This window comes from Kribbella sp. NPDC023972, assembly GCF_040639075.1.
GTDB lineage: Bacteria > Actinomycetota > Actinomycetes > Propionibacteriales > Kribbellaceae > Kribbella.
This window is the reverse complement of record NZ_JBEZZH010000015.1, coordinates 48,885-66,282: the sequence shown is the minus strand read 5'-3', so window position 1 is coordinate 66,282 and position 17,398 is coordinate 48,885. Positions and strand designations below refer to the sequence as shown.

Below are 17,398 nucleotides of genomic sequence, written 5' to 3'. Positions count from 1 at the left end.
GCAGTGATCTTCCGGAAAGCAGATCAGGCGGCTGCTTGTCGCGACAGGTCAGGCTGTGAGGAGCGTTTGGATGCGGTGCCGGGCGGCCTTTGGGTGCAGGGGCTCGCACCCGGCGTCGAGACAGCGGCGGACCACCTGCGGATCGTCGCGGAGCAGCAGCAGGCCGCGGCGCAGCAGGGTGAACGGCGGCTTGCGGTGTTCCCGCAGGTCGCGCTGGAATCGGCGGACGAAGGTGACGAGCCGGTGGTGCCGGACGCAGATGGCGGCGGCGAGCAGCCCGCGGTCACGCAGTGCGCCGACGACCTGGTCCGCGAAGATGCCCTCGGCAATGATCAGCGGCGACCCCAGGGTGGAAACCGGCCGGTGCCCGACCGTCCCGTCGGCGGCGATGTCGTAGATCGGCAGGTCCGCGACCCCCGCCGTACACAGGGTCTCCAGTGCCGCGACGGCCCGGTCGCCGTCCCACGAGCGCGGGTCGTCCCAGTCCACGATCCCGAGCGGTGACCGCGGCATCGCCTCGTCGTCCCCGTCCCGGTAGAAGTCGTCCAGCCGTACGACGGGCAGCCCCGCCACCTCGGCCAGATGCGATTTCCCCGCCCCTGAAGGCCCCGCCAGCAACACCACTCGCGAACTCACCGGCTCATTGTCGGCCACTTCCTGCAGTAACAACCAACCCGCTCCCGGCGATAGGCGGACTAGACTCGTCCCGACCCGTCAGGAGCCCCCGTGCCGAAGCTGAAATTGGGTGCGGTGGTCTACGCCCTGATCGCCATCGCCTTTGCGATCGAGGCCGTGCGGATGCTCCGGCACGACGGGCGATGGGGCCAGGTGCACGGCTGGCAGTTCACGGCGTTGCTGATCGTTGTCGTCCTGACGGCCTCGCTGCTCGCTGTGGGCGCGGTGACCCGCAGAGGGCTGGCCGCCGGCGATGGGCCGTGGGTCTGCCAGAACGGCTGGATCGTGCTGATCGCGATCGTGGCGTGCGAGTTCGTCGTTCTGATGTTCGGCAGCGAGGAGATCTCGCGTTGGCCCAGCCCGGCCATCGTCTTCCTGCCGCACTTCATCCGCAGGTTGCACGAGTCGTACTACGACGGTGTGGCCGAGGCTGAGCGGGAGATTGCGGCGGTCAGGGGAGGAGAGCCTGGCGAAGGGCCTCCGCCTGGTCGGTGAACCAGCGGTTGGTCCGGTCGGTGAGGTCGGCCTCGCCCGTGGTCCAGCGTTGGTGGAACCACGGGTGCCCGGTCTCCGCGCCCCGGCGTACGTAGTCCATGCACCACTCGTGATTGAGCGCCGCCGCGTCGACGAGCCGAGCGCGATCGGCGGCGGAGAGCCCGTAGGCGTCCGCGAATCGCCGCAGGCGGGCTAACGTACGACCTCGGCGTACGTCGTCGATGTCGGCATCCGGCCGCAGTGGCGCCCAGAGCCGGATCGCGGCCGCCACGTCCCACAACGCCGATCCCGGTCCGGCCAGGTCGAAGTCGATCAGCGCGACCGCCACCCCGTCGCGGAAGACGATGTTGTCCAGGTTCGGGTCGTTGTGGCTGACCAGGCCGTCGACGTACTGCGCCGGCACCGGCTCGGCCCACTCCAGCTCACCGGGTGAGAAGTCGGCGACCGCGGAGTGGTAGCGACGCAACAGGTGGGCCACACTCTCGAGCGCGGCGTCCGTCATCGACCAGCTCGGGTACGGCGCTGTCACCGTCTCGCCGGGCAAGTACGACAGAACCTCCCGGCCGGCTGAGTCGATCCCGAGCAGCGTCGGCGCGCCGTCGAAGCCGACCCGCTCGAGGTGCTGAAGCAGCGCATGTGTCGCCGGGCTGCTCGGCCGCAGCGGACGTCGTACGGTGTCGCCGACGCGCACGACCAGACCACGGTTGGCGGTGCCGCCCAGGAGCTGGGTCTCAGCCTCACCCATCACTTGCCAAGGATGTCTCGTCCAGCAGGGCCTTGGCGAGCGGGCTGTGGGTGACGAGTCCGTTGACCAGGCCGCTGCGGACGGCGGCCCGGACGGCCTGGACCTTCGCCATCCCGTACGGGATCGCGATCACTTCGTCGATCGCCGCCATCTGCGCGGCGCTGATCGCGATCACCCGGTCGGTGACGCGGCTCTGCACCGCCTCGCCGTCCGCACTGACGAACACCCCTGAGATGTCGGCGGCGACGCCGCGCCGGTGCAACTGCTCACGGGCCTTCTCGTCCATCGCGTCGAACAGCGTCGACTGCCCGGCCGTCCACGAACCCAGGCCGACCACCGCCTTGGTCACGGACTCGAAGTGACTGATCGCCTCGGCCACTTCCGGCTGCTGTCGCAACGCCCGCGCGGTCGCGGCGTCCGGCACGACGAGCGGTGCATAGAACAGGTACGCCGGCCCGCCCGACAGGCGAGCCGTGTGCCGCACCAGCTCCACCGAGTTCGCCTCGACGTCCGGGCGGGTCAGCGCGCCGGTGAGCTGGACGACGGGAACCGGGGCCAGTGAGGTCAGCTGCTCGGTCATCGCGGTCACGGCCCGGGCCCACGCGAGCCCGAGGACGTCGTCAGCCGTGACGATCTCGGACAGCAGATCCGCGGCCGCCTTGCCGAGCTGGGTCCGGAGCGCCGCCGGATCCTCCTCCGGCGTGTCCACCACGATCGCCCGCCGGAGCCCGAGGGACTCCTGCAGGCGGGCGGACAGGTCCAGGTCGATGGAACCGGGATGGCTGATCTCGATCCGAACCAGCCCACTGCTGCGCGCGTGATCCAGCAGCCGGGCCACTTTGAACCGGCTGAGCTGGAACTCGTCGGCGATCTCCACCTTCGATCGCCCGTCGACGTAGTACCGGCGCGCGATCGACGCCGTCAGGACGAGCTGTGCCGGTCCGTAGGCGTTGGTGCTCGGCTCCATTCTGCCTCCCCGCTCATATGAGCACACCTGCGCCCTAGTGTTGCACAGACTCTTGACAGGTCAAGGCGTTCCCGGTTCACTCTTGTGTGAGCAGACCGGTGCTCATATGAGCGACCCTGACCGACAGCTATCTCTGACCGAAGGAGCGGCTCGTGCTGGGACAGCGGAAACGCATCGGGGCCGTCGCGATCGCATTCCTGGTGAGTGTGGTCAGCGGCTGCGCCGGGTGGGGCGGCGGTGCGGGCGGCGGCGGGGCCGACAGCATCAACGTGCTGATGGTGAACAACCCGCAGATGGTCGACCTGCAGAAACTCACCGCCGACCACTTCACCAAGGAGACCGGGATCAAGGTCAACTTCACCGTGCTGCCGGAGAACGACGTCCGGGACAAGATCAGCCAGGAGTTCTCCAGCCAGGCCGGGCAGTACGACGTGGCGACGCTGAGCAACTTCGAGATCCCGATCTACGCGACCAGCAAGTGGATCGCGCCACTGTCGGACTACATCGACAAGGATCCGTCGTTCGACCAGGACGACGTACTGAAGCCGATGACGGCATCGCTGTCCGGTGAGGACGGAAAGATCTACGGCGAACCGTTCTACGGTGAGTCGTCGTTCCTGATGTACCGCAAGGACGTGCTGGCCGCGAAGGGCATCACGATGCCGGCCAAGCCGACCTGGCAGCAGGTCGCCGAGATCGCGGCCGCGGTGGACAACGCCCAGCCCGGGATGCGCGGCATCTGCCTGCGCGGCCAGCCCGGCTGGGGTCAGGTGTTCGCCCCGCTCACCACGGTTGTGAACACCTTCGGCGGCACCTGGTTCACCGAGGACTGGCAGGCCAAGGTCGACGCGCCGGAGTTCACCGAGGCGGTCAAGTTCTACGTCGATCTGGTCCGCACGCACGGGGAGGCAGGCGCACCGCAGGCCGGCTTCACCGAGTGCCTGAACAACACGGTCCAGGGCAACGTGGCGATGTGGTACGACGCCACGTCGGCAGCCGGCTCGCTGGAGGCGCCGAACTCGCCGGTGAAGGGCAAGATGGGCTACGCCCCGGCGCCGGTCGTGAAGACGGACAGCGCCGGCTGGCTGTACGCGTGGGCCTGGAGCATCCAGGAGGCCAGCAAGAAGAAGGACAACGCCTGGAAGTTCATCTCCTGGGCGTCCGGCAAGGAGTACGAGCAGCTCGTCGGCGAGCAGCTCGGGTGGTCCCGGGTGCCGGCCGGCAAGCGGGCGTCGACGTACGAGAACCCGCAGTACCTGAAGGAGGCCGGGGCGTTCGCGGAGCCGACCAGGCAGGCGATCGAGACCGCCGACCCGCGCAACCCGGGCACTCAGCCGCGGCCGGCGATCGGGATCCAGTTCGTCGACATTCCGGAGTTCCCGGATCTCGGGACGCAGGTCAGTCAGGACGTGAGCTCGGCGATCGCCGGGCGGATGAGTGTGGACGAAGCGCTGAAACGCGGGCAGGAGCTCGCCGACGACGTCGCGGAGCGGTATCGCTCCCGTGAAGCGAAGTGAGGGGAGCGATCAATGTCCACGTCAGTCGACACTGAGACCCGGTCCGGTCGCGCCGCGCCGCCGCCCGGATCCGAAGGCACGACGATGCGCAAGGCGGGCGACTGGGCCCGCCGCGCGCCGCTGCTGCCCGCGCTGGTGTTCATGATCATCGTGACCCAGCTGCCGTTCCTGGTCACCGTCATCGTGTCCTTCATGGACTGGAACGCCTACTACCCGGACGAGCGCGGGTTCGCCGGGGTGGACAACTTCCGCCGGGTGCTGACCGACGCGAACACCCGGAACGCGATCTGGGTGACGATCCTGCTGACGGCGGGCGTCGTCCTGATCAGTCTTGTCCTCGGGCTCCTCATCGCCTTGCTGCTGGACCGGAAGTTCCGCGGTCGCGGTGCCGTCCGGACGATGATGATCACCCCGTTCCTCGTCGTACCGGTGGCAGCGGCGCTGCTGTGGAAGCACGCGCTCTACAACCCGACGTACGGGCTCTTCAACGGGGTGCTGACGTGGATCTTCGGTGACAACGCGCCGCAGCCGGACTGGATCAGCAACCAGCCGTTGTGGTCGATCATCTTCGCGCTGGTCTGGCAGTGGACGCCGTTCATGATGCTGATCCTGCTGGCCGGGCTGCAGAGCCGTCCGCTGGACGTGATCGAGGCGGCCGGGATCGACGGCGCCAACCAGTGGGAGATCTTCCGGTACATGACGCTGCCGCACCTTCGGCAGTACCTGGAACTGTCCGCGTTGCTGGGCTCGATCTACGTCGTACAGAACTTCGACGCGGTCTTCACCATCACGTCCGGCGGGCTCGGGACGGCGAACCTGCCCTACACGATCTACCAGACCTTCTACACCGCACACGACTACGGCCGGGCCTCCGCGGCCGGCGTGATCGTGGTGATCGGCACGATCGTGATCGCGACGCTCGCGCTGCGGTCGGTGTCGACGCTGTTCCGAGAGGAGACCGGACGATGAACGAGCGAAGCGAGTTCACAATCAGGCACAGCCCGGTTTGTGCCTCAGCCGCGCCCGGAGCGAAGCGAGGACGCGGATGAGTTCCCAGGTGACGATGGTGACGGGGCGGCCGCGCCGCGGTGGCGGCTTCGCGCTGACCGGGCTGGCGTGGATCGTCGGCATCCTGTTCGTGCTGCCGGTGCTGTGGATGCTGCTGACGTCGTTCCACACCGAGGAGGACGCGGCGAAGAACCCGCCGGACCTGGCCGCGCCGCTGGGCCTCGACGGCTACCGTTCGTTCTTCGACACCGGCCCCTGGCCGTCGCTCGCGAACTCGCTCACCGCGAGCATCCTGTCGACGGCGCTGGTGATCCTGCTGGCCTTCCCGGCGGCGTACGCGCTGTCGATCAAGCCGGTGAAGAAGTGGACCGACGTGCTGTTCTTCTTCCTGTCCACCAAGATGCTGCCGGTGGTGGCCGGGCTGCTGCCGATCTATCTGTTCGCGCAGAGCGTCGGACTCCTGGACAACATCTGGCTGCTGATCATCCTCTACACATCGATGAACCTGCCGATCGCGGTGTGGATGCTGCGCAGCTTCCTGTCCGAGGTGCCGGTCGAGATCCTCGAGGCGGCCTCGGTCGACGGCGCGAACCTGACCCGCACCCTGCGCTCGGTGGTGGCGCCGATCGTCACCCCGGGGATCGCGTCGGCGGCGCTGATCTGCTTCATCTTCAGCTGGAACGAGCTGCTGTTCGCGCGGGTGCTGACCGGCACGGTGGCGCAGACGGCACCGGTGTTCTTGACTGGTTTCGTGACCAGCCAAGGATTGTTCCTCGCCAAGGTCTGTGCCGCGTCCATCGTGGTGTCGCTGCCGGTGCTGATCGCCGGGTTCGCCGCCCAGGACAAGCTCGTCCAGGGCCTGTCGCTGGGAGCGGTCAAGTGACGGTGCTCTCATCGGAGGCCTTGGATGCTCTGGGCAACGAGGTGGGTGTGCCGTCGTACGACCGTACGGCGGTGCGCCCGGGCATCGTGCACTTCGGGGTCGGCGGTTTCCACCGGGCCCACCAGGCGATGTACCTGGACCAGTTGATGAATGCCGGCAAGGCGCTCGACTGGGGCATCGTCGGGGTCGGCGTGCTGCCCCAGGATCGGCGGATGTACGACGTACTGCAGGCGCAGGACTGCCTTTACACGTTGGTGGTGAAGTATCCGGACGGGACGCTCGAGCCGCGGGTCATCGGCTCGATCGTGGACTACCTGTTCGCGCCGGACGACCCGTCGGCGGTGCTGGACCGGCTGGTCGATCCGGCGACGCGGATCGTGTCGCTGACGATCACCGAGGGCGGGTACCACGTCAACCAGGTGACCGGTGAGCTCGACGCCACCGATCCGGCGCTGGCGGCGGACCTGCGGCCGGGTGCGGTGCCGGTCAGCGTGTTCGGCTTCATCGTCGAGGCACTGGCCCGGCGGCGGGCGGCCGGGGTGGCGCCGTTCACGGTGATGTCCTGCGACAACATCCCGGGGAACGGGCACGTGGCCCGGAAGATGCTGACATCCTTCGCCCGGCTGAAGGACGCTTCGCTGGCCTCGTTCATCGCCGGCGAGGTGCGGTTTCCGAACTCCATGGTGGACCGGATCACGCCGGTGACCGCGGACTCGGACCGGGTCGCGCTGACCGAGCGGTTCGGGGTCGAGGACGGCTGGCCGGTGGTGTGCGAGCCGTTCACGCAGTGGGTGCTGGAGGACGCCTTCGGTGGCTCACGGCCGCCGTTCGAGGATGTCGGCGTACAGATCGTTGCCGACGTCGAGCCGTACGAGCTGATGAAGCTGCGACTGCTGAACGCTAGTCACCAGGCTCTGTGCTACCTGGGTTATCTGGCGGGGTACCGCTACGCGCACGAGGTGTGCCAGGACAAGCTGTTCGTCGACTTCCTGCTGGGATACATGGACGTCGAAGGTGCGCCGACCTTGCCGCCGGTGCCCGGGGTGGACCTCGATCGCTACAAGCATCAGCTGATCGAGCGATTCGCGAACCCGGAGGTGCGGGACACGCTGGCGCGGTTGTGCGCGGAGAGCTCCGACCGGATCCCGAAGTGGCTGCTGCCCGTCGTCCGCGAGCAGTTGGCGGCCGGCCGGGAGATCGGGCGGTCGGCGCTGGTCGTCGCCTCCTGGGCCCGGTACGCCGAGGGCGTCGACGAGCAGGGTGAGCCGATCGAGGTGGTGGATCGGCTGAAGGACACGCTCATGGAGCGTGCGCGACACAACCGGCAGGATCCGCTGGTGTTCATCTCGGATCCAGACCTGTTCGGTGACCTGGCATCGGATCCTCGCTTCGTCGCGGAGTACACCTCGGCGCTGCGATCCCTGCACGAACGCGGAGCGCGGGCGACCCTGGAAGTCGGGGCCGGATGACGGCCGTCGGCACCATGCGGGTGGCCGTGCTGCGTCGCGCCGGGGACGTGGTGACGCAGCGGCGTGCGGTGCCGCGTCCGGGAGCCGGCGAGGTGCTGGTGAAGGTCGCCGCCGTCGGGGTGTGCGGGTCCGACACGCACTACTTCGACCACGGCCGGATCGGGCGATTCGTCGTCGACCAGCCGCTCGTCCTGGGGCACGAGGCGTCGGGCGTGATCGTCGAACTCGGTCCAGGAGTGACCGGCCGGCAGATCGGGGACCGAGTGTCGATCGAGCCCGGCCGGCCAGACTTCACCTGCGAACAGTGCCTCGCCGGCCGGTACAACCTCTGCCCGGAGATGCGGTTCTTCGCCACCCCGCCGGTTGACGGTGCCTTCGCCGAGCTGGTCGTCGTACATCAGGCGATGGCGCACGTCGTACCAGACAGTGTGAGCGACGAGGCGGCGGCTCTGCTGGAGCCGTTGTCGGTGGCCGTGTGGGCCTGCGGCAAGGGCGCGGTCGGTGCCGGTTCGCGGGTGCTGGTCACCGGCGCCGGGGCGATCGGCCTGCTCTGCGTCCAGGTGGCGCGAGCGCTCGGTGCGACCCTGATCGCGGTCTCCGACGTCAATCCGGCGCGTCTCGCGGCAGCGTCGGAGCTCGGCGCCACCGATGTGATCGACGCTCGTACGGCGAAATTGTCCGAGCTGGACTGGTCGCCCACCGTGTTGCTCGAGTGCTCGGGACATCCGCCCGTCGTCGCTGAGGGCATCCGCGCTCTCGCCCCGGCCGGCCGCGCGGTCCTCGTGGGCATGGGTGGCGACGAGTTGCCGTTACCGCTGTCGTATGTGCAGGAGCATGAGATCGAGGTGACCGGGACCTTCCGCTACGCGAATACCTGGCCGACGGCGATCGCTCTGGTGGCGACCGGCCGTGTCGACCTGGATCGGCTCGTGACAAGCCGCCACGGACTCGAGCAGGCACCGGATGCGCTGACCGCCGGCCGCCAGGATCCTGCGGCCATCAAGGCGATAGTCCGCCCCGGAAGCTGACCGGCCCTGAACGCCGGCGCCCGCGGCCACACCCGGTCCGGCTGCGGGTGCCGGTCCGCTTGTGGACAACGCCGTACGCGCTCTGGCTCGGCCGGTTAGGGTTGGTTCCGCCCGCGCTCACGAGGAGGCCGAATATGAGTGAATCAAGGCTTGTCGCCGGTGTGGATTGCTCCACGCAGGCGACCAAGGTCGTCGTGTGCGATGCCGACACCGGCGCGGTACTGCGCGAAGGCCGGGCACCGCACCCGGACGGGACCCAGGTGGATCCGGCTGAGTGGTGGAAGGCGTGGGAGATCGCGTCCGACGGGCTGCTCGACGGGGTCGAGGCGATCTCGATCGGCGGGCAGCAGCACGGCATGGTCCTGCTGGACGACGCCGGCGAGGTCGTCCACCCGGCAGTGTTGTGGAACGACACGTCCTCCGCGGACGCGACGGTGGAGCTCATCTCCGAGCTCGGTGGTCCGGGTGCGTGGGCGGCGGCCGTAGGGTCGGTGCCGGTGCCGAGCTTCACCGTGACCAAGCTGCGCTGGGTTCGCGATACCGACGCTGCGTCCCGCGCGGCGGCCGTCGTCCTGCCGCATGACTGGATGACGCATCGGCTGGCGGCCGATCGGCGGGGCATCGAGGGCATCAGCACGGACCGCGGTGACGCCTCCGGGACGGGCTGGTGGTCGCCGGCCACGAACAGCTACCGGCCGGACCTGGTCGAGCTTGCTTTCGGTCGGTCGCTGGAGTTGCCACGCGTCGCTGGGCCGGCCGAGATCGTCGGGCAGACCGCGGCCGGTGCCGCGCTCGCAGCCGGTACGGGTGACAACATGGCGGCCGCGCTTGGATTGGATCTGCAGCCGGGCGACGTCGCCGTCTCGCTGGGCACCAGCGGTACGGCGTTCGCCCGCTCGGCCGACCCGACCGCTGACGCATCGGGCCTCGTCGCAGGATTCGCCGATGCGACTGGGGGCTACCTGCCGCTGGTCTGCACGCTGAACGCCGCCCGGGTCCTGTCGGCCACAGCTGAGCTGCTCGGCCTGGATCTCGAGGCCTTCAACGATGCTGCCCTCACCTCGGCGGGCAGCAACGGCTTGGTTCTGCTGCCTTACCTGGATGGCGAACGTACGCCGGACCTCCCGCATTCGACCGGCCTGATCTACGGACTCACCCGCGCCACCGCGCAGCCGGCGACCATGGCCCGCGCCGCGGTCGAGGGATTGCTGTGCGGCCTGGCCGACGCCGTCGACGCCCTCCGCGCTCAAGGCCTTCCGGTCCAGCGCATCTTGCTGCTTGGTGGTGCCGCCCGCTCGCGCGCAGTCCAGGCCCTGGCCCCAGCCCTCCTCGGCGCCGAGGTCGTCCTCCCCGAACCAGCCGAGTACGTCGCCCTCGGCGCCGCCCGCCAGGCCGCCTGGGCACTGTCCGGCGCCGACACCCCACCCACCTGGCAGGTTCCTACCGGCAAGCCCGAGTCCCCAGTCATGACCGACAGCGAAGCCGCCCAGGTCCGCGCCCTCTACAGCCAGGTCCTCGCCACCACCCGCCCCCTCCTCTCCACGCCGTACAACCGCTAGGGAGCCGGCAGCCCAGGTCGGGCGTCGTACTCAGGTGGAAGAGGGTGCGGAGGCCGCGGCGAGGGACACAGCGTCGCGGCAGAAGAGGAAGCGTCGCTGGCGGTTCGATCGCGAAGGTCTGATGTGCGCCGTCGCGGCGGTTCTTCTGGCCGGGGCGGGATATGCCGAGGTCGAGGACATGTACTGGCTGCAGCGGCGGGGTGAGGTCGTCACCGCGACCGTCGTCGACGAGTACTCTTCCGGGCGCTCTGGCGAGCGGATCGATGTTCGGTTCGTGACCCGGGACGGCCGCACGGTCGAGACCGACACCTCGAACTACCTGGACGCCGAGGCCGGTACGACGATTCAGGTGATCTACGATCCGGTCGAGCCGACTCGGCTCCAAGCGGCCGACTACGGGTTCGACTACTGGCTGCCGGGCGTCTTCTTCGGCAGCGGATCTCTGCTGATGCTGACCATCGCCGTCTTCCGCTTCCGCGACTGAACGTGGCCTAGAGACGAGGGCCGAGGGGGTCTTCCTCGGGTGGGGTGGGGGTTCGGCGGGTGGTGTTGGTGAGGGAGCGTTCGGGGAGCCAGAGGACGAAGGTGCTGCCGATGCCCACCTCCGAGTGGAGGGCGACGGTGCCGCCGTGGGACTCGGCGATCTGGCGGACGATGGCGAGACCGAGGCCGGCCCGGCGCTGGCCGGTGGACGGCACGGTGGCCGGCGGCTGGCGCTGACCGGAACGGAAGAACCGGTCGAAGACGCGGTCGGCGTCCTCAGCGGCGATACCGGGACCTTCGTCGCGGACGGCGATCCAGGCCCAGCCGCTGCGACTCCCCACGGCCAGGACCAGTTCGCTTCCACCACGGGCCAGCCGTACCGCGTTGGAAAGCAGGTTGTCGACCGCCCGCCGGAGCGCGGACGCGTCCCCGGCCGCGATCGGTCCCGGCGACAGGCGCCGTACGACGTGAAGCTCGCGATCGGCCGCGAGGAGCTCGTACTCCTCGGCCGCTTCGCCGGCGATGGCGGCCAGGTCGACGTCCGCGTCGACGAAGGCCGGTGAAGAACGGCGGGCCGACGCGAGCAGGTCCTCCACAAGCCGGGTCATCCGCTGGATCGCGCGGCTCACGATCGCGATCGCCTGGGCCCGGTCCTCGGCCGTGGTGTCGTCATGCGCGAGTACGGCGTCCACGTTCGCCTGGATCACCGCGAGCGGATTGCGCAGCTCGTGTGACGCGTCGTCGACCAGCTGTCGCTGCGCCACGAAGGCCGACTCGAGCCGGCCGAGCATGTCGTCGACGGTGTCGGCCAGGCTCCGCAGTTCGTCCCGCGGCCCGTCCAGCGCGATCCGCCGGGACAGGTCGGTTGCCGAGATCTCCTGCGCTGTCGCGGTGATCCGGCGGACCGGACGCAACGCGCGACCGGACAACCACCAGCCGGTGCCGAGACTCACCAGGAACAGCACGCCCATGCCGGCGACAGAGTAGTTCCGCAACGTCTGCAGGGTCTGGTAGTTGACCGCGGACTCGATGCTGGACAACTCAGCCGCCTCGATGACGTGGCCTTGCTTGACCTTCAGGTTGCCGTTCGCATCCTTGTAGACCTTGTTGACCGTGATCGGATTCAGCGGCTTCGGATCCAGGAACGTCGACAACGCGACGTACACCCCACCGAGCAGCAATGCCGACAAAGCGATCAGTACGGCGGAATACGTCAGCGTCAGCCGGAACCGAATCGTCTGGGCCCACGGCGGGACCTTGCCACGCAGGGATTTCATGTCTCACCTCGGAGGCGGTAGCCGCGGCCGATCACGGTTTCCAGGACGGGCTCTTCGCCTTCCTGGGTGAGTTTGCGGCGCAGGGTCCCGACGGTCACCCGGACGCTCTGGGTGAACGGGTCCGCGTTCTCGTCCCAGACGTGCTCGAGGAGCTCTTCGGCCGAGACGACGTGTCCAGGGCGCGACATCAGATACCGCAGTACGCCGAACTCCTTCAGCGTCAACGGGAGCTCGCGGCCGGCCCGGGTCGCGAGGTGGCGGGACGAGTCGAGCACGAGGTCGCCGACGTGCAGCTGCGTGCTGCCGTTGGTGACGTCACGGCGCAGCAGCGCGCGGATCCGGGCGAGCAGCTCGACCAGCGCGAACGGCTTGGTCAGGTAGTCGTCCGCGCCCTCGTCGAGGCCGCGGACCCGGTCGGCCAGCGAGGCGCGCGCGGTGAGCATCAGCACCCGCAGCTCGCGGCCGGACGCCACCTCGATCTCACCCCGGCGTACGGCGCGGCACAGGTCGAGGCCGCTGGTGTCCGGCAGGGTGATGTCCAGGATGGCCAGGTCGTACGCCGTGGTCGCGAGCTTCTCCATTGCCTCGGCACCGGTTGTCGCCGTGTCCACGGCATAGCCGGCCCGGCCGAGTCCGGAGCGCAGCGCGCTGACCAGGCCTTCCTCGTCCTCCACCACCAGTAGTCGCACGAGACCAAGGTAGCCGGACGGAGCGGGTCGTCCAGCCTGCGCTTTCGCTGGACTTTCGCTGCGCTTTCCGGTCGTTTTCGCACTCCTTTGATGGTCTTGGGGCCAATCGACCGAAGGAGTTTTCATGAACGTCCCAGGGAAACGGCTCATTCTCGGTACCGCGGTCGCGGTCGCGGCACTCGGCGCCGGCGGGATCGCGTACGCGACGACCGGTGACCCGGCGCCCGAGCAGGGCTACGTGACCATCGAGGAGGACGCCGCCACCCCGTCCCCGGGCACCGGCGCCGAGGGCCAGGGCACCCCAGGCACCGCCGGCCGCAACGGCCAGGACTGCCCCGAGAAGAACGGCCAAGGCCAGGGCCAGGGCGAGGATCAGCAGACCCAGCCGTCGCAGCCTGAGCAGACGCAGCCCTCGCAACCCGAGCAGACCCAGCCGGACGCGGCCGAAAACGCATGACAAACCCGGACCCAGCTACCGCGCCGGGTGCCCCCAGGCACCCGGCGCGGGCGGGCGCGGGAGTGGTGATGGATGGGCGGCACTCGGGGCCTCAGTGGGCGGGGCGGTTGGACGGGGGTTGGAGACAGCAGATGGAGGTAGGTGTGGAGAGGCGAGCGGAGGCTCGGCGGGAGCTGGGGGTTTCCTCGGCCTTACTCGAGCATGCGTTGTTCGAGGTGAAGCGGGTCGTGGTCGGGCAGGACCAACTGGTGGAGCGGATGCTGGTCGGGCTGCTGGCCCGGGGGCATTGCCTGCTGGAGGGCGTGCCCGGGGTCGCGAAGACGTTGGCGGTCCGGACGCTGGCCGAGGTGATCGGTGGCAGGTTCTCGCGGCTGCAGTTCACGCCGGACCTGGTGCCGGGAGACATCATGGGCACGCGCATCTGGCGGCCGTCGGCGGAGGGGTTCGACACCGAGCTCGGCCCGGTGTTCGCCAACCTCGTACTGGCGGACGAGATCAACCGCGCACCGGCCAAGGTGCAGTCGGCGTTGCTCGAGGCAATGGCTGAGCACCAGGTCAGCATCGGCGGCACCAGCTACAAACTGCCCGCGCCGTTCCTGGTCCTCGCGACTCAGAACCCGATCGAGTCCGACGGCGTGTACGCCCTGCCCGAGGCGCAGCGGGACCGGTTCCTGCTGAAGATCACGGTGGACTACCCGAGCCCGATCGAGGAGCTCACCATCCTGCAGCGGATGAGCGCCCACCGGCCGCACGCGAACGCCGTACTCACCCCGCAGCAGGTCGTTCAGTTGCAGGAGGCAACGGACGACGTCTTCGTCCACAACGCGGTCGCGGAGTACGTCGTACGCCTGGTGCACGCGACCCGGGTACCGCAGCAGTACGGCATCAACGACCTGCAAGGCGTCCTGGAGTTCGGCGTCAGCCCCCGGGCCACGCTGGGTCTGGTCGCCGCCGGGCGGGCGCTGGCGTTGCTGCGGGGACGCGACTACGTGCTGCCGGCTGATGTGTACGACGTCGCCCTCGACGTGATGGCGCATCGCCTGGTCCTCACCTTCGACGCGCTCGCCGACGGTGTCGACCCACGGACCGTGATCTCCCGCATCCTGCACACCATCGAACAGCCGCATGTCGTCCCCGCCGACGACGCCCAGGGGTCGGCAGCATGAACGAGCGGAGCGAGTTCATCAGAAAGCGCAGGATGACTCGTGCCTCATCCGCGCCCGGAGCGAAGCGAGGACGTGGATGAGTCTCTCAAGCCCGGATCTGCTCAAAGGGCGGGAGCGGGCGCTGCGCACGCTGGAGCTTTCGGTGAAGCGGAAGCTGGAAGGTTTCCTGCACGGAGAGACCACCGGGCTGCGCAGCGGTCCGGGCAGCGAGCCGAACGAGGCGCGGCCGTACCAGGCCGGCCAGGACGACGTACGCCGGATGGACTGGAACGTCACGGCCCGCTCGCTCGAGCCGCACGTCCGGGCGCCGTTGGCCGAGCGGGAGCTGGAGACCTGGGCGTTGCTCGACGCCTCGGCCAGCATGGACTTCGGCACCGCGCTCAGTGAGAAGCGTGATCTCGCCATCGCCGTGGTCGGGGCGGTCGGACTGCTCGCCGACCGGCCCGGCAACCGGCTCGGCGTCCGCATCGCCGTCGGTGACCACTTGTCCCGGATCCCCGACGTCGGCGGCGCGGCAGCACTTCGCCGTACCCTCAGAACGCTGTTGTCGTTGCCTAGGGCAACACCTGGCGAGCACCCGGCCGTCCCGCTCGGCGCGGCGGTCACCCGGTTCAACCGGGAGCATCCGCGACCTGGGTTGCGGGTGGTCGTCTCGGACTTCCACGACGACACCTGGGCGGATCCGCTCCGCCGGCTGGCCGCGCGGCACGAGGTGATCGCCGTCGAGGTGCTGGACCCGCGCGAGCTCGAGCTCCCCGAGGTCGGCCTGCTCACACTGGTCGACCCGGAGACGGGCCGCCGCCGCGAGGTCCAGACCAGCAGCAAGAGACTGCGCCGGCGGTACGCCGACGCGATGACAGCCAAACGTGAACAGACCGCTCGCGACCTCCGGGCCGCCGGTGCGGCGCACCTCGTCCTGCGGACCGACTCCGACTGGGTCCGCGACGTGGCCGCCTTCGCCGCCGCCCGCCGGCGCGCGAGCGTCCGCCGGAACCCGATGGGAAGGACCGGTATCCGATGAGATTCGAGCAACCGCTGTGGCTTTGGCTGCTGGTGCTGGTGGCGGCGCTGATCGCCGCGTACCTGGTCGCCCAGCGCCGCCGCAGCAAGTACGCCGTACGGTTCGCGACCCTGCCGATGCTGGAGAAGGTCGCACCGACCCGGCCCGGCTGGCGCCGGCACGCGCCGGCCGTCGCGTTCCTGGCCGCGCTGACCGTACTGACGATCGCGATCGCCCGGCCGGTCGCCGACATCCGCGTTCCGCGCGAACGCGCCACCATCGTGATCGCGATGGACGTCTCCAACTCGATGGCCGCGACCGACGTCGCGCCGAACCGGTTCGAGGTGGCGCAGCAGGCGGCGGTCGAGTTCGTCGAGGAGCTGCCGGAGAAGTTCAACGTCGGCCTGGTCTCGTTCGCCCGGACCGCGACCGTGGTCACACCGCCGAGCACCAACCATCAGGCCACCGTGGACGCGATCAACGGGCTCGAGCTGACCGACAGCACCGCGATCGGTGACGCCGTACTGACCAGCCTGCAGGCGGTCCGCACGATCGACCCGGAGGATCCGCCGCCGAGCCGGATCGTGCTGCTGTCCGACGGCGGGAACACCTCCGGCCGTCCGATCGACGAAGCCGCCGAGGCCGCGACGCAGGCCGGCGTACCGGTGTCGACGATCGCCTACGGGACGCCCGAGGGCACCGTGAACATCGAAGGCCGGGACATCCCGGTCCCCGCCGACACCGAGGCGTTGCAGAGCCTCGCCGACGCGACCAGCGGCGAAGCGTACGCCGCCGAGAGCGACGAGCAGTTGCGCGACGTCTACTCCGACCTCCAGTCGTCGATCGGCTGGACCACCGAACCACGCGAGATCACCAACCTGGTGGCGGGAATCGCCCTGGTCGCGGCGCTCCTGGCCGCCCTGGCCTCGCTGCTCTGGTTCTCGCGCCTCCCCTGAACCGTGAAGGAGCCTTCGATGAGCCCTCATCTCGGTCACCCGTTCCGCGGGCCGCACTACGTGCCCGGTCCACCCCCTGCGGAGCCGCTGCCGGCAGCGGAACCGCCGTACCCCTTCTCCGTCACCCCGGCCTCCGCTGGGTCGGCTCCCCCCTCTCCGGCCGCGGCACCTCAGGCCGGGGTGACGGTCTCACCAGCAGGTAGGTCGGCACGCCGCGGGCGGATCCTGGTCGCCAGCGTCGCATTGTCGATCGTCGCCGGCGGACTCGCGGGTGCCGTGACCGGTGCACGCGATCCCGAAGCCGCATCGGCCGAACTGCCGCAGGCGGCCGCGCCACCCGCGGCCGCCCAGGGCTCGATCACCGCGGCAGCCGCGAGTGTGCTGCCCGGTGTGGTGTCGGTGCGGGCCGGCCGGGCGACCGGGTCCGGGTTTGCGATCGACCAGCAGGGTCACGTGGTGACCAACGCACACGTGGTGGAAGGAGCTAGCGATGTGTCGCTGGTCCTGTCGAACGGCCGCCGGGTCGACGCCGAGATCATCGGATCGGACGAGGACAACGACCTCGCCGTACTCCAGGTCTCGACCGCCGATGCCGAGGGACTGCGCGCGCTCACGCTCGGCCGGTCCGCACAGCTGCGGGTCGGCGACCCGGTGCTGGCCGTCGGCTCACCGCTCGGGCTGGAAGGAACGGTGACCGCCGGCATCGTCAGCGCGGTCGAGCGCCAGGCGCGTTTCGGTGACAACGGCAACCGCCAGTCGGCGATCCAGACCGACGCCGCGATCAACCCGGGCAACTCCGGCGGCCCGCTGGTCAACTCCGCCGGTCAGGTGGTCGGAGTGAACACCGCCATCGCCACCCTCGGCACCTCCCGCTCCGGCAACATCGGCATCGGCTTCGCGATCCCCGTCGACCGGATGAAGACGATCGTCGAGGGGATGCTGGACTAGGGCGGACCGCCAGGCCATCACAATCGGCCCGGCCGTCGCAGGCCAGGCGTGGTGCGGCGCATCGCCGCGATTGTGA

The 17,398-nt window shown here is 69.5% G+C and carries 18 protein-coding genes; 13 read left to right on the top strand and 5 right to left on the bottom strand.

The window, feature by feature from the left end; translation table 11 throughout:
- Positions 1-48: 48 nt before the first annotated feature.
- Positions 49-636 carry an ATP-binding protein gene (locus AB0F43_RS36305; RefSeq protein ID WP_360487798.1) on the bottom strand — a complete coding sequence of 196 codons (588 nt, stop codon included), beginning with the start codon at positions 634-636 and terminating at the stop codon, positions 49-51.
- 90 nt (positions 637-726) lie between these two features.
- Between AB0F43_RS36305 and AB0F43_RS36300 the strand changes: the two genes are divergently transcribed.
- On the top strand, positions 727-1,170 hold the full coding sequence (locus AB0F43_RS36300) for a hypothetical protein (RefSeq protein WP_360487795.1): 444 nt from the start codon (positions 727-729) through the stop codon (positions 1,168-1,170).
- Here the strand turns inward: AB0F43_RS36300 and AB0F43_RS36295 are convergent.
- Both AB0F43_RS36295 and AB0F43_RS36290 read right to left on the bottom strand, forming a co-directional pair.
- Positions 1,127-1,915 carry a phosphotransferase gene (locus AB0F43_RS36295; protein WP_360487792.1) on the bottom strand — a complete coding sequence of 263 codons (789 nt, stop codon included), beginning with the start codon at positions 1,913-1,915 and terminating at the stop codon, positions 1,127-1,129. The two genes, AB0F43_RS36300 and AB0F43_RS36295, sit on opposite strands and share 44 nt — an antisense overlap.
- The gene (locus tag AB0F43_RS36290) at positions 1,908-2,882 is read right to left on the bottom strand and encodes a sugar-binding domain-containing protein (RefSeq protein ID WP_360487789.1); all 975 of its coding nucleotides are present in this window, start codon (positions 2,880-2,882) and stop codon (positions 1,908-1,910) included. Before AB0F43_RS36290 ends, AB0F43_RS36295 begins: the two co-directional genes overlap by 8 nt.
- Positions 2,883-3,034: 152 nt before the next feature.
- On the opposite strand from AB0F43_RS36290, the gene AB0F43_RS36285 reads away from it, so the two are divergent.
- The 7 genes from AB0F43_RS36285 to AB0F43_RS36255 all read left to right on the top strand — a co-directional run bounded on the left by AB0F43_RS36285 (position 3,035) and on the right by AB0F43_RS36255 (position 10,830).
- Entirely contained in the window at positions 3,035-4,399 is a 1,365-nt protein-coding gene (locus tag AB0F43_RS36285) for a sugar ABC transporter substrate-binding protein (protein ID WP_360487786.1), read from the top strand.
- A 12-nt stretch (positions 4,400-4,411) separates the two neighbouring features.
- Positions 4,412-5,368: a sugar ABC transporter permease gene (locus AB0F43_RS36280; RefSeq protein ID WP_360487783.1), complete on the top strand. Its 957-nt coding sequence runs from the start codon at positions 4,412-4,414 to the stop codon at positions 5,366-5,368.
- 76 nt (positions 5,369-5,444) lie between these two features.
- Positions 5,445-6,290, top strand: coding sequence for a carbohydrate ABC transporter permease (locus AB0F43_RS36275; RefSeq protein ID WP_360487780.1), 846 nt, complete (start codon positions 5,445-5,447; stop codon positions 6,288-6,290).
- The gene (locus AB0F43_RS36270; RefSeq protein ID WP_360487777.1) at positions 6,287-7,759 is read left to right on the top strand and encodes a mannitol dehydrogenase family protein; all 1,473 of its coding nucleotides are present in this window, start codon (positions 6,287-6,289) and stop codon (positions 7,757-7,759) included. Before AB0F43_RS36275 ends, AB0F43_RS36270 begins: the two co-directional genes overlap by 4 nt.
- Positions 7,756-8,787: an NAD(P)-dependent alcohol dehydrogenase gene (locus AB0F43_RS36265; protein ID WP_360487774.1), complete on the top strand. Its 1,032-nt coding sequence runs from the start codon at positions 7,756-7,758 to the stop codon at positions 8,785-8,787. Before AB0F43_RS36270 ends, AB0F43_RS36265 begins: the two co-directional genes overlap by 4 nt.
- 134 nt (positions 8,788-8,921) lie before the next feature.
- Positions 8,922-10,346, top strand: coding sequence for an FGGY family carbohydrate kinase (locus AB0F43_RS36260; protein WP_360487771.1), 1,425 nt, complete (start codon positions 8,922-8,924; stop codon positions 10,344-10,346).
- Positions 10,347-10,467: 121 nt separating this feature from the next.
- A complete protein-coding gene (locus tag AB0F43_RS36255) occupies positions 10,468-10,830 on the top strand; it encodes a DUF3592 domain-containing protein (protein ID WP_360487768.1) in 363 nt (120 codons plus the stop codon).
- Positions 10,831-10,837: 7 nt separating this feature from the next.
- Here AB0F43_RS36255 and AB0F43_RS36250 read toward each other — a convergent pair whose 3' ends face one another.
- Positions 10,838-12,106 (bottom strand): HAMP domain-containing sensor histidine kinase, encoded by a 1,269-nt coding sequence (locus AB0F43_RS36250; protein ID WP_360487765.1) that lies wholly within the window; start codon positions 12,104-12,106, stop codon positions 10,838-10,840.
- A complete protein-coding gene (locus AB0F43_RS36245; RefSeq protein ID WP_360487762.1) occupies positions 12,103-12,795 on the bottom strand; it encodes a response regulator transcription factor in 693 nt (230 codons plus the stop codon). The genes AB0F43_RS36250 and AB0F43_RS36245 overlap by 4 nt, the downstream gene beginning before the upstream one ends.
- A gap of 124 nt (positions 12,796-12,919) precedes the next feature.
- On the opposite strand from AB0F43_RS36245, the gene AB0F43_RS36240 reads away from it, so the two are divergent.
- The 5 genes from AB0F43_RS36240 to AB0F43_RS36220 all read left to right on the top strand — a co-directional run bounded on the left by AB0F43_RS36240 (position 12,920) and on the right by AB0F43_RS36220 (position 17,322).
- Complete coding sequence (locus tag AB0F43_RS36240) at positions 12,920-13,252, top strand: hypothetical protein (RefSeq protein ID WP_360487759.1); 333 nt, start codon at positions 12,920-12,922, stop codon at positions 13,250-13,252.
- Between the two features lie 143 nt (positions 13,253-13,395).
- Entirely contained in the window at positions 13,396-14,418 is a 1,023-nt protein-coding gene (locus AB0F43_RS36235; RefSeq protein WP_360487756.1) for a MoxR family ATPase, read from the top strand.
- A 76-nt stretch (positions 14,419-14,494) separates the two neighbouring features.
- Complete coding sequence (locus tag AB0F43_RS36230) at positions 14,495-15,439, top strand: DUF58 domain-containing protein (RefSeq protein WP_360487753.1); 945 nt, start codon at positions 14,495-14,497, stop codon at positions 15,437-15,439.
- The gene (locus tag AB0F43_RS36225) at positions 15,436-16,374 is read left to right on the top strand and encodes a VWA domain-containing protein (protein ID WP_360487751.1); all 939 of its coding nucleotides are present in this window, start codon (positions 15,436-15,438) and stop codon (positions 16,372-16,374) included. Before AB0F43_RS36230 ends, AB0F43_RS36225 begins: the two co-directional genes overlap by 4 nt.
- A gap of 18 nt (positions 16,375-16,392) precedes the next feature.
- On the top strand, positions 16,393-17,322 hold the full coding sequence (locus AB0F43_RS36220) for a trypsin-like peptidase domain-containing protein (RefSeq protein ID WP_360487748.1): 930 nt from the start codon (positions 16,393-16,395) through the stop codon (positions 17,320-17,322).
- Positions 17,323-17,398: the final 76 nt, after the last annotated feature.

Bases quoted from the DNA above. Each gene is read 5' to 3' on its own strand.
- AB0F43_RS36280 (WP_360487783.1), top strand. From the start codon at position 4,412: ATGTCCACGTCAGTCGACACTGAGACCCGGTCCGGTCGCGCCGCGCCG.
- AB0F43_RS36250 (WP_360487765.1), bottom strand. From the start codon at position 12,106: ATGAAATCCCTGCGTGGCAAGGTCCCGCCGTGGGCCCAGACGATTCGG.
- AB0F43_RS36275 (WP_360487780.1), top strand. From the start codon at position 5,445: ATGAGTTCCCAGGTGACGATGGTGACGGGGCGGCCGCGCCGCGGTGGC.
- AB0F43_RS36295 (WP_360487792.1), bottom strand. From the start codon at position 1,915: ATGGGTGAGGCTGAGACCCAGCTCCTGGGCGGCACCGCCAACCGTGGT.
- AB0F43_RS36240 (WP_360487759.1), top strand. From the start codon at position 12,920: ATGAACGTCCCAGGGAAACGGCTCATTCTCGGTACCGCGGTCGCGGTC.
- AB0F43_RS36225 (WP_360487751.1), top strand. From the start codon at position 15,436: ATGAGATTCGAGCAACCGCTGTGGCTTTGGCTGCTGGTGCTGGTGGCG.
- AB0F43_RS36230 (WP_360487753.1), top strand. From the start codon at position 14,495: ATGAGTCTCTCAAGCCCGGATCTGCTCAAAGGGCGGGAGCGGGCGCTG.
- AB0F43_RS36220 (WP_360487748.1), top strand. From the start codon at position 16,393: ATGAGCCCTCATCTCGGTCACCCGTTCCGCGGGCCGCACTACGTGCCC.
- AB0F43_RS36255 (WP_360487768.1), top strand. From the start codon at position 10,468: ATGTGCGCCGTCGCGGCGGTTCTTCTGGCCGGGGCGGGATATGCCGAG.
- AB0F43_RS36260 (WP_360487771.1), top strand. From the start codon at position 8,922: ATGAGTGAATCAAGGCTTGTCGCCGGTGTGGATTGCTCCACGCAGGCG.
- AB0F43_RS36290 (WP_360487789.1), bottom strand. From the start codon at position 2,882: ATGGAGCCGAGCACCAACGCCTACGGACCGGCACAGCTCGTCCTGACG.
- AB0F43_RS36265 (WP_360487774.1), top strand. From the start codon at position 7,756: ATGACGGCCGTCGGCACCATGCGGGTGGCCGTGCTGCGTCGCGCCGGG.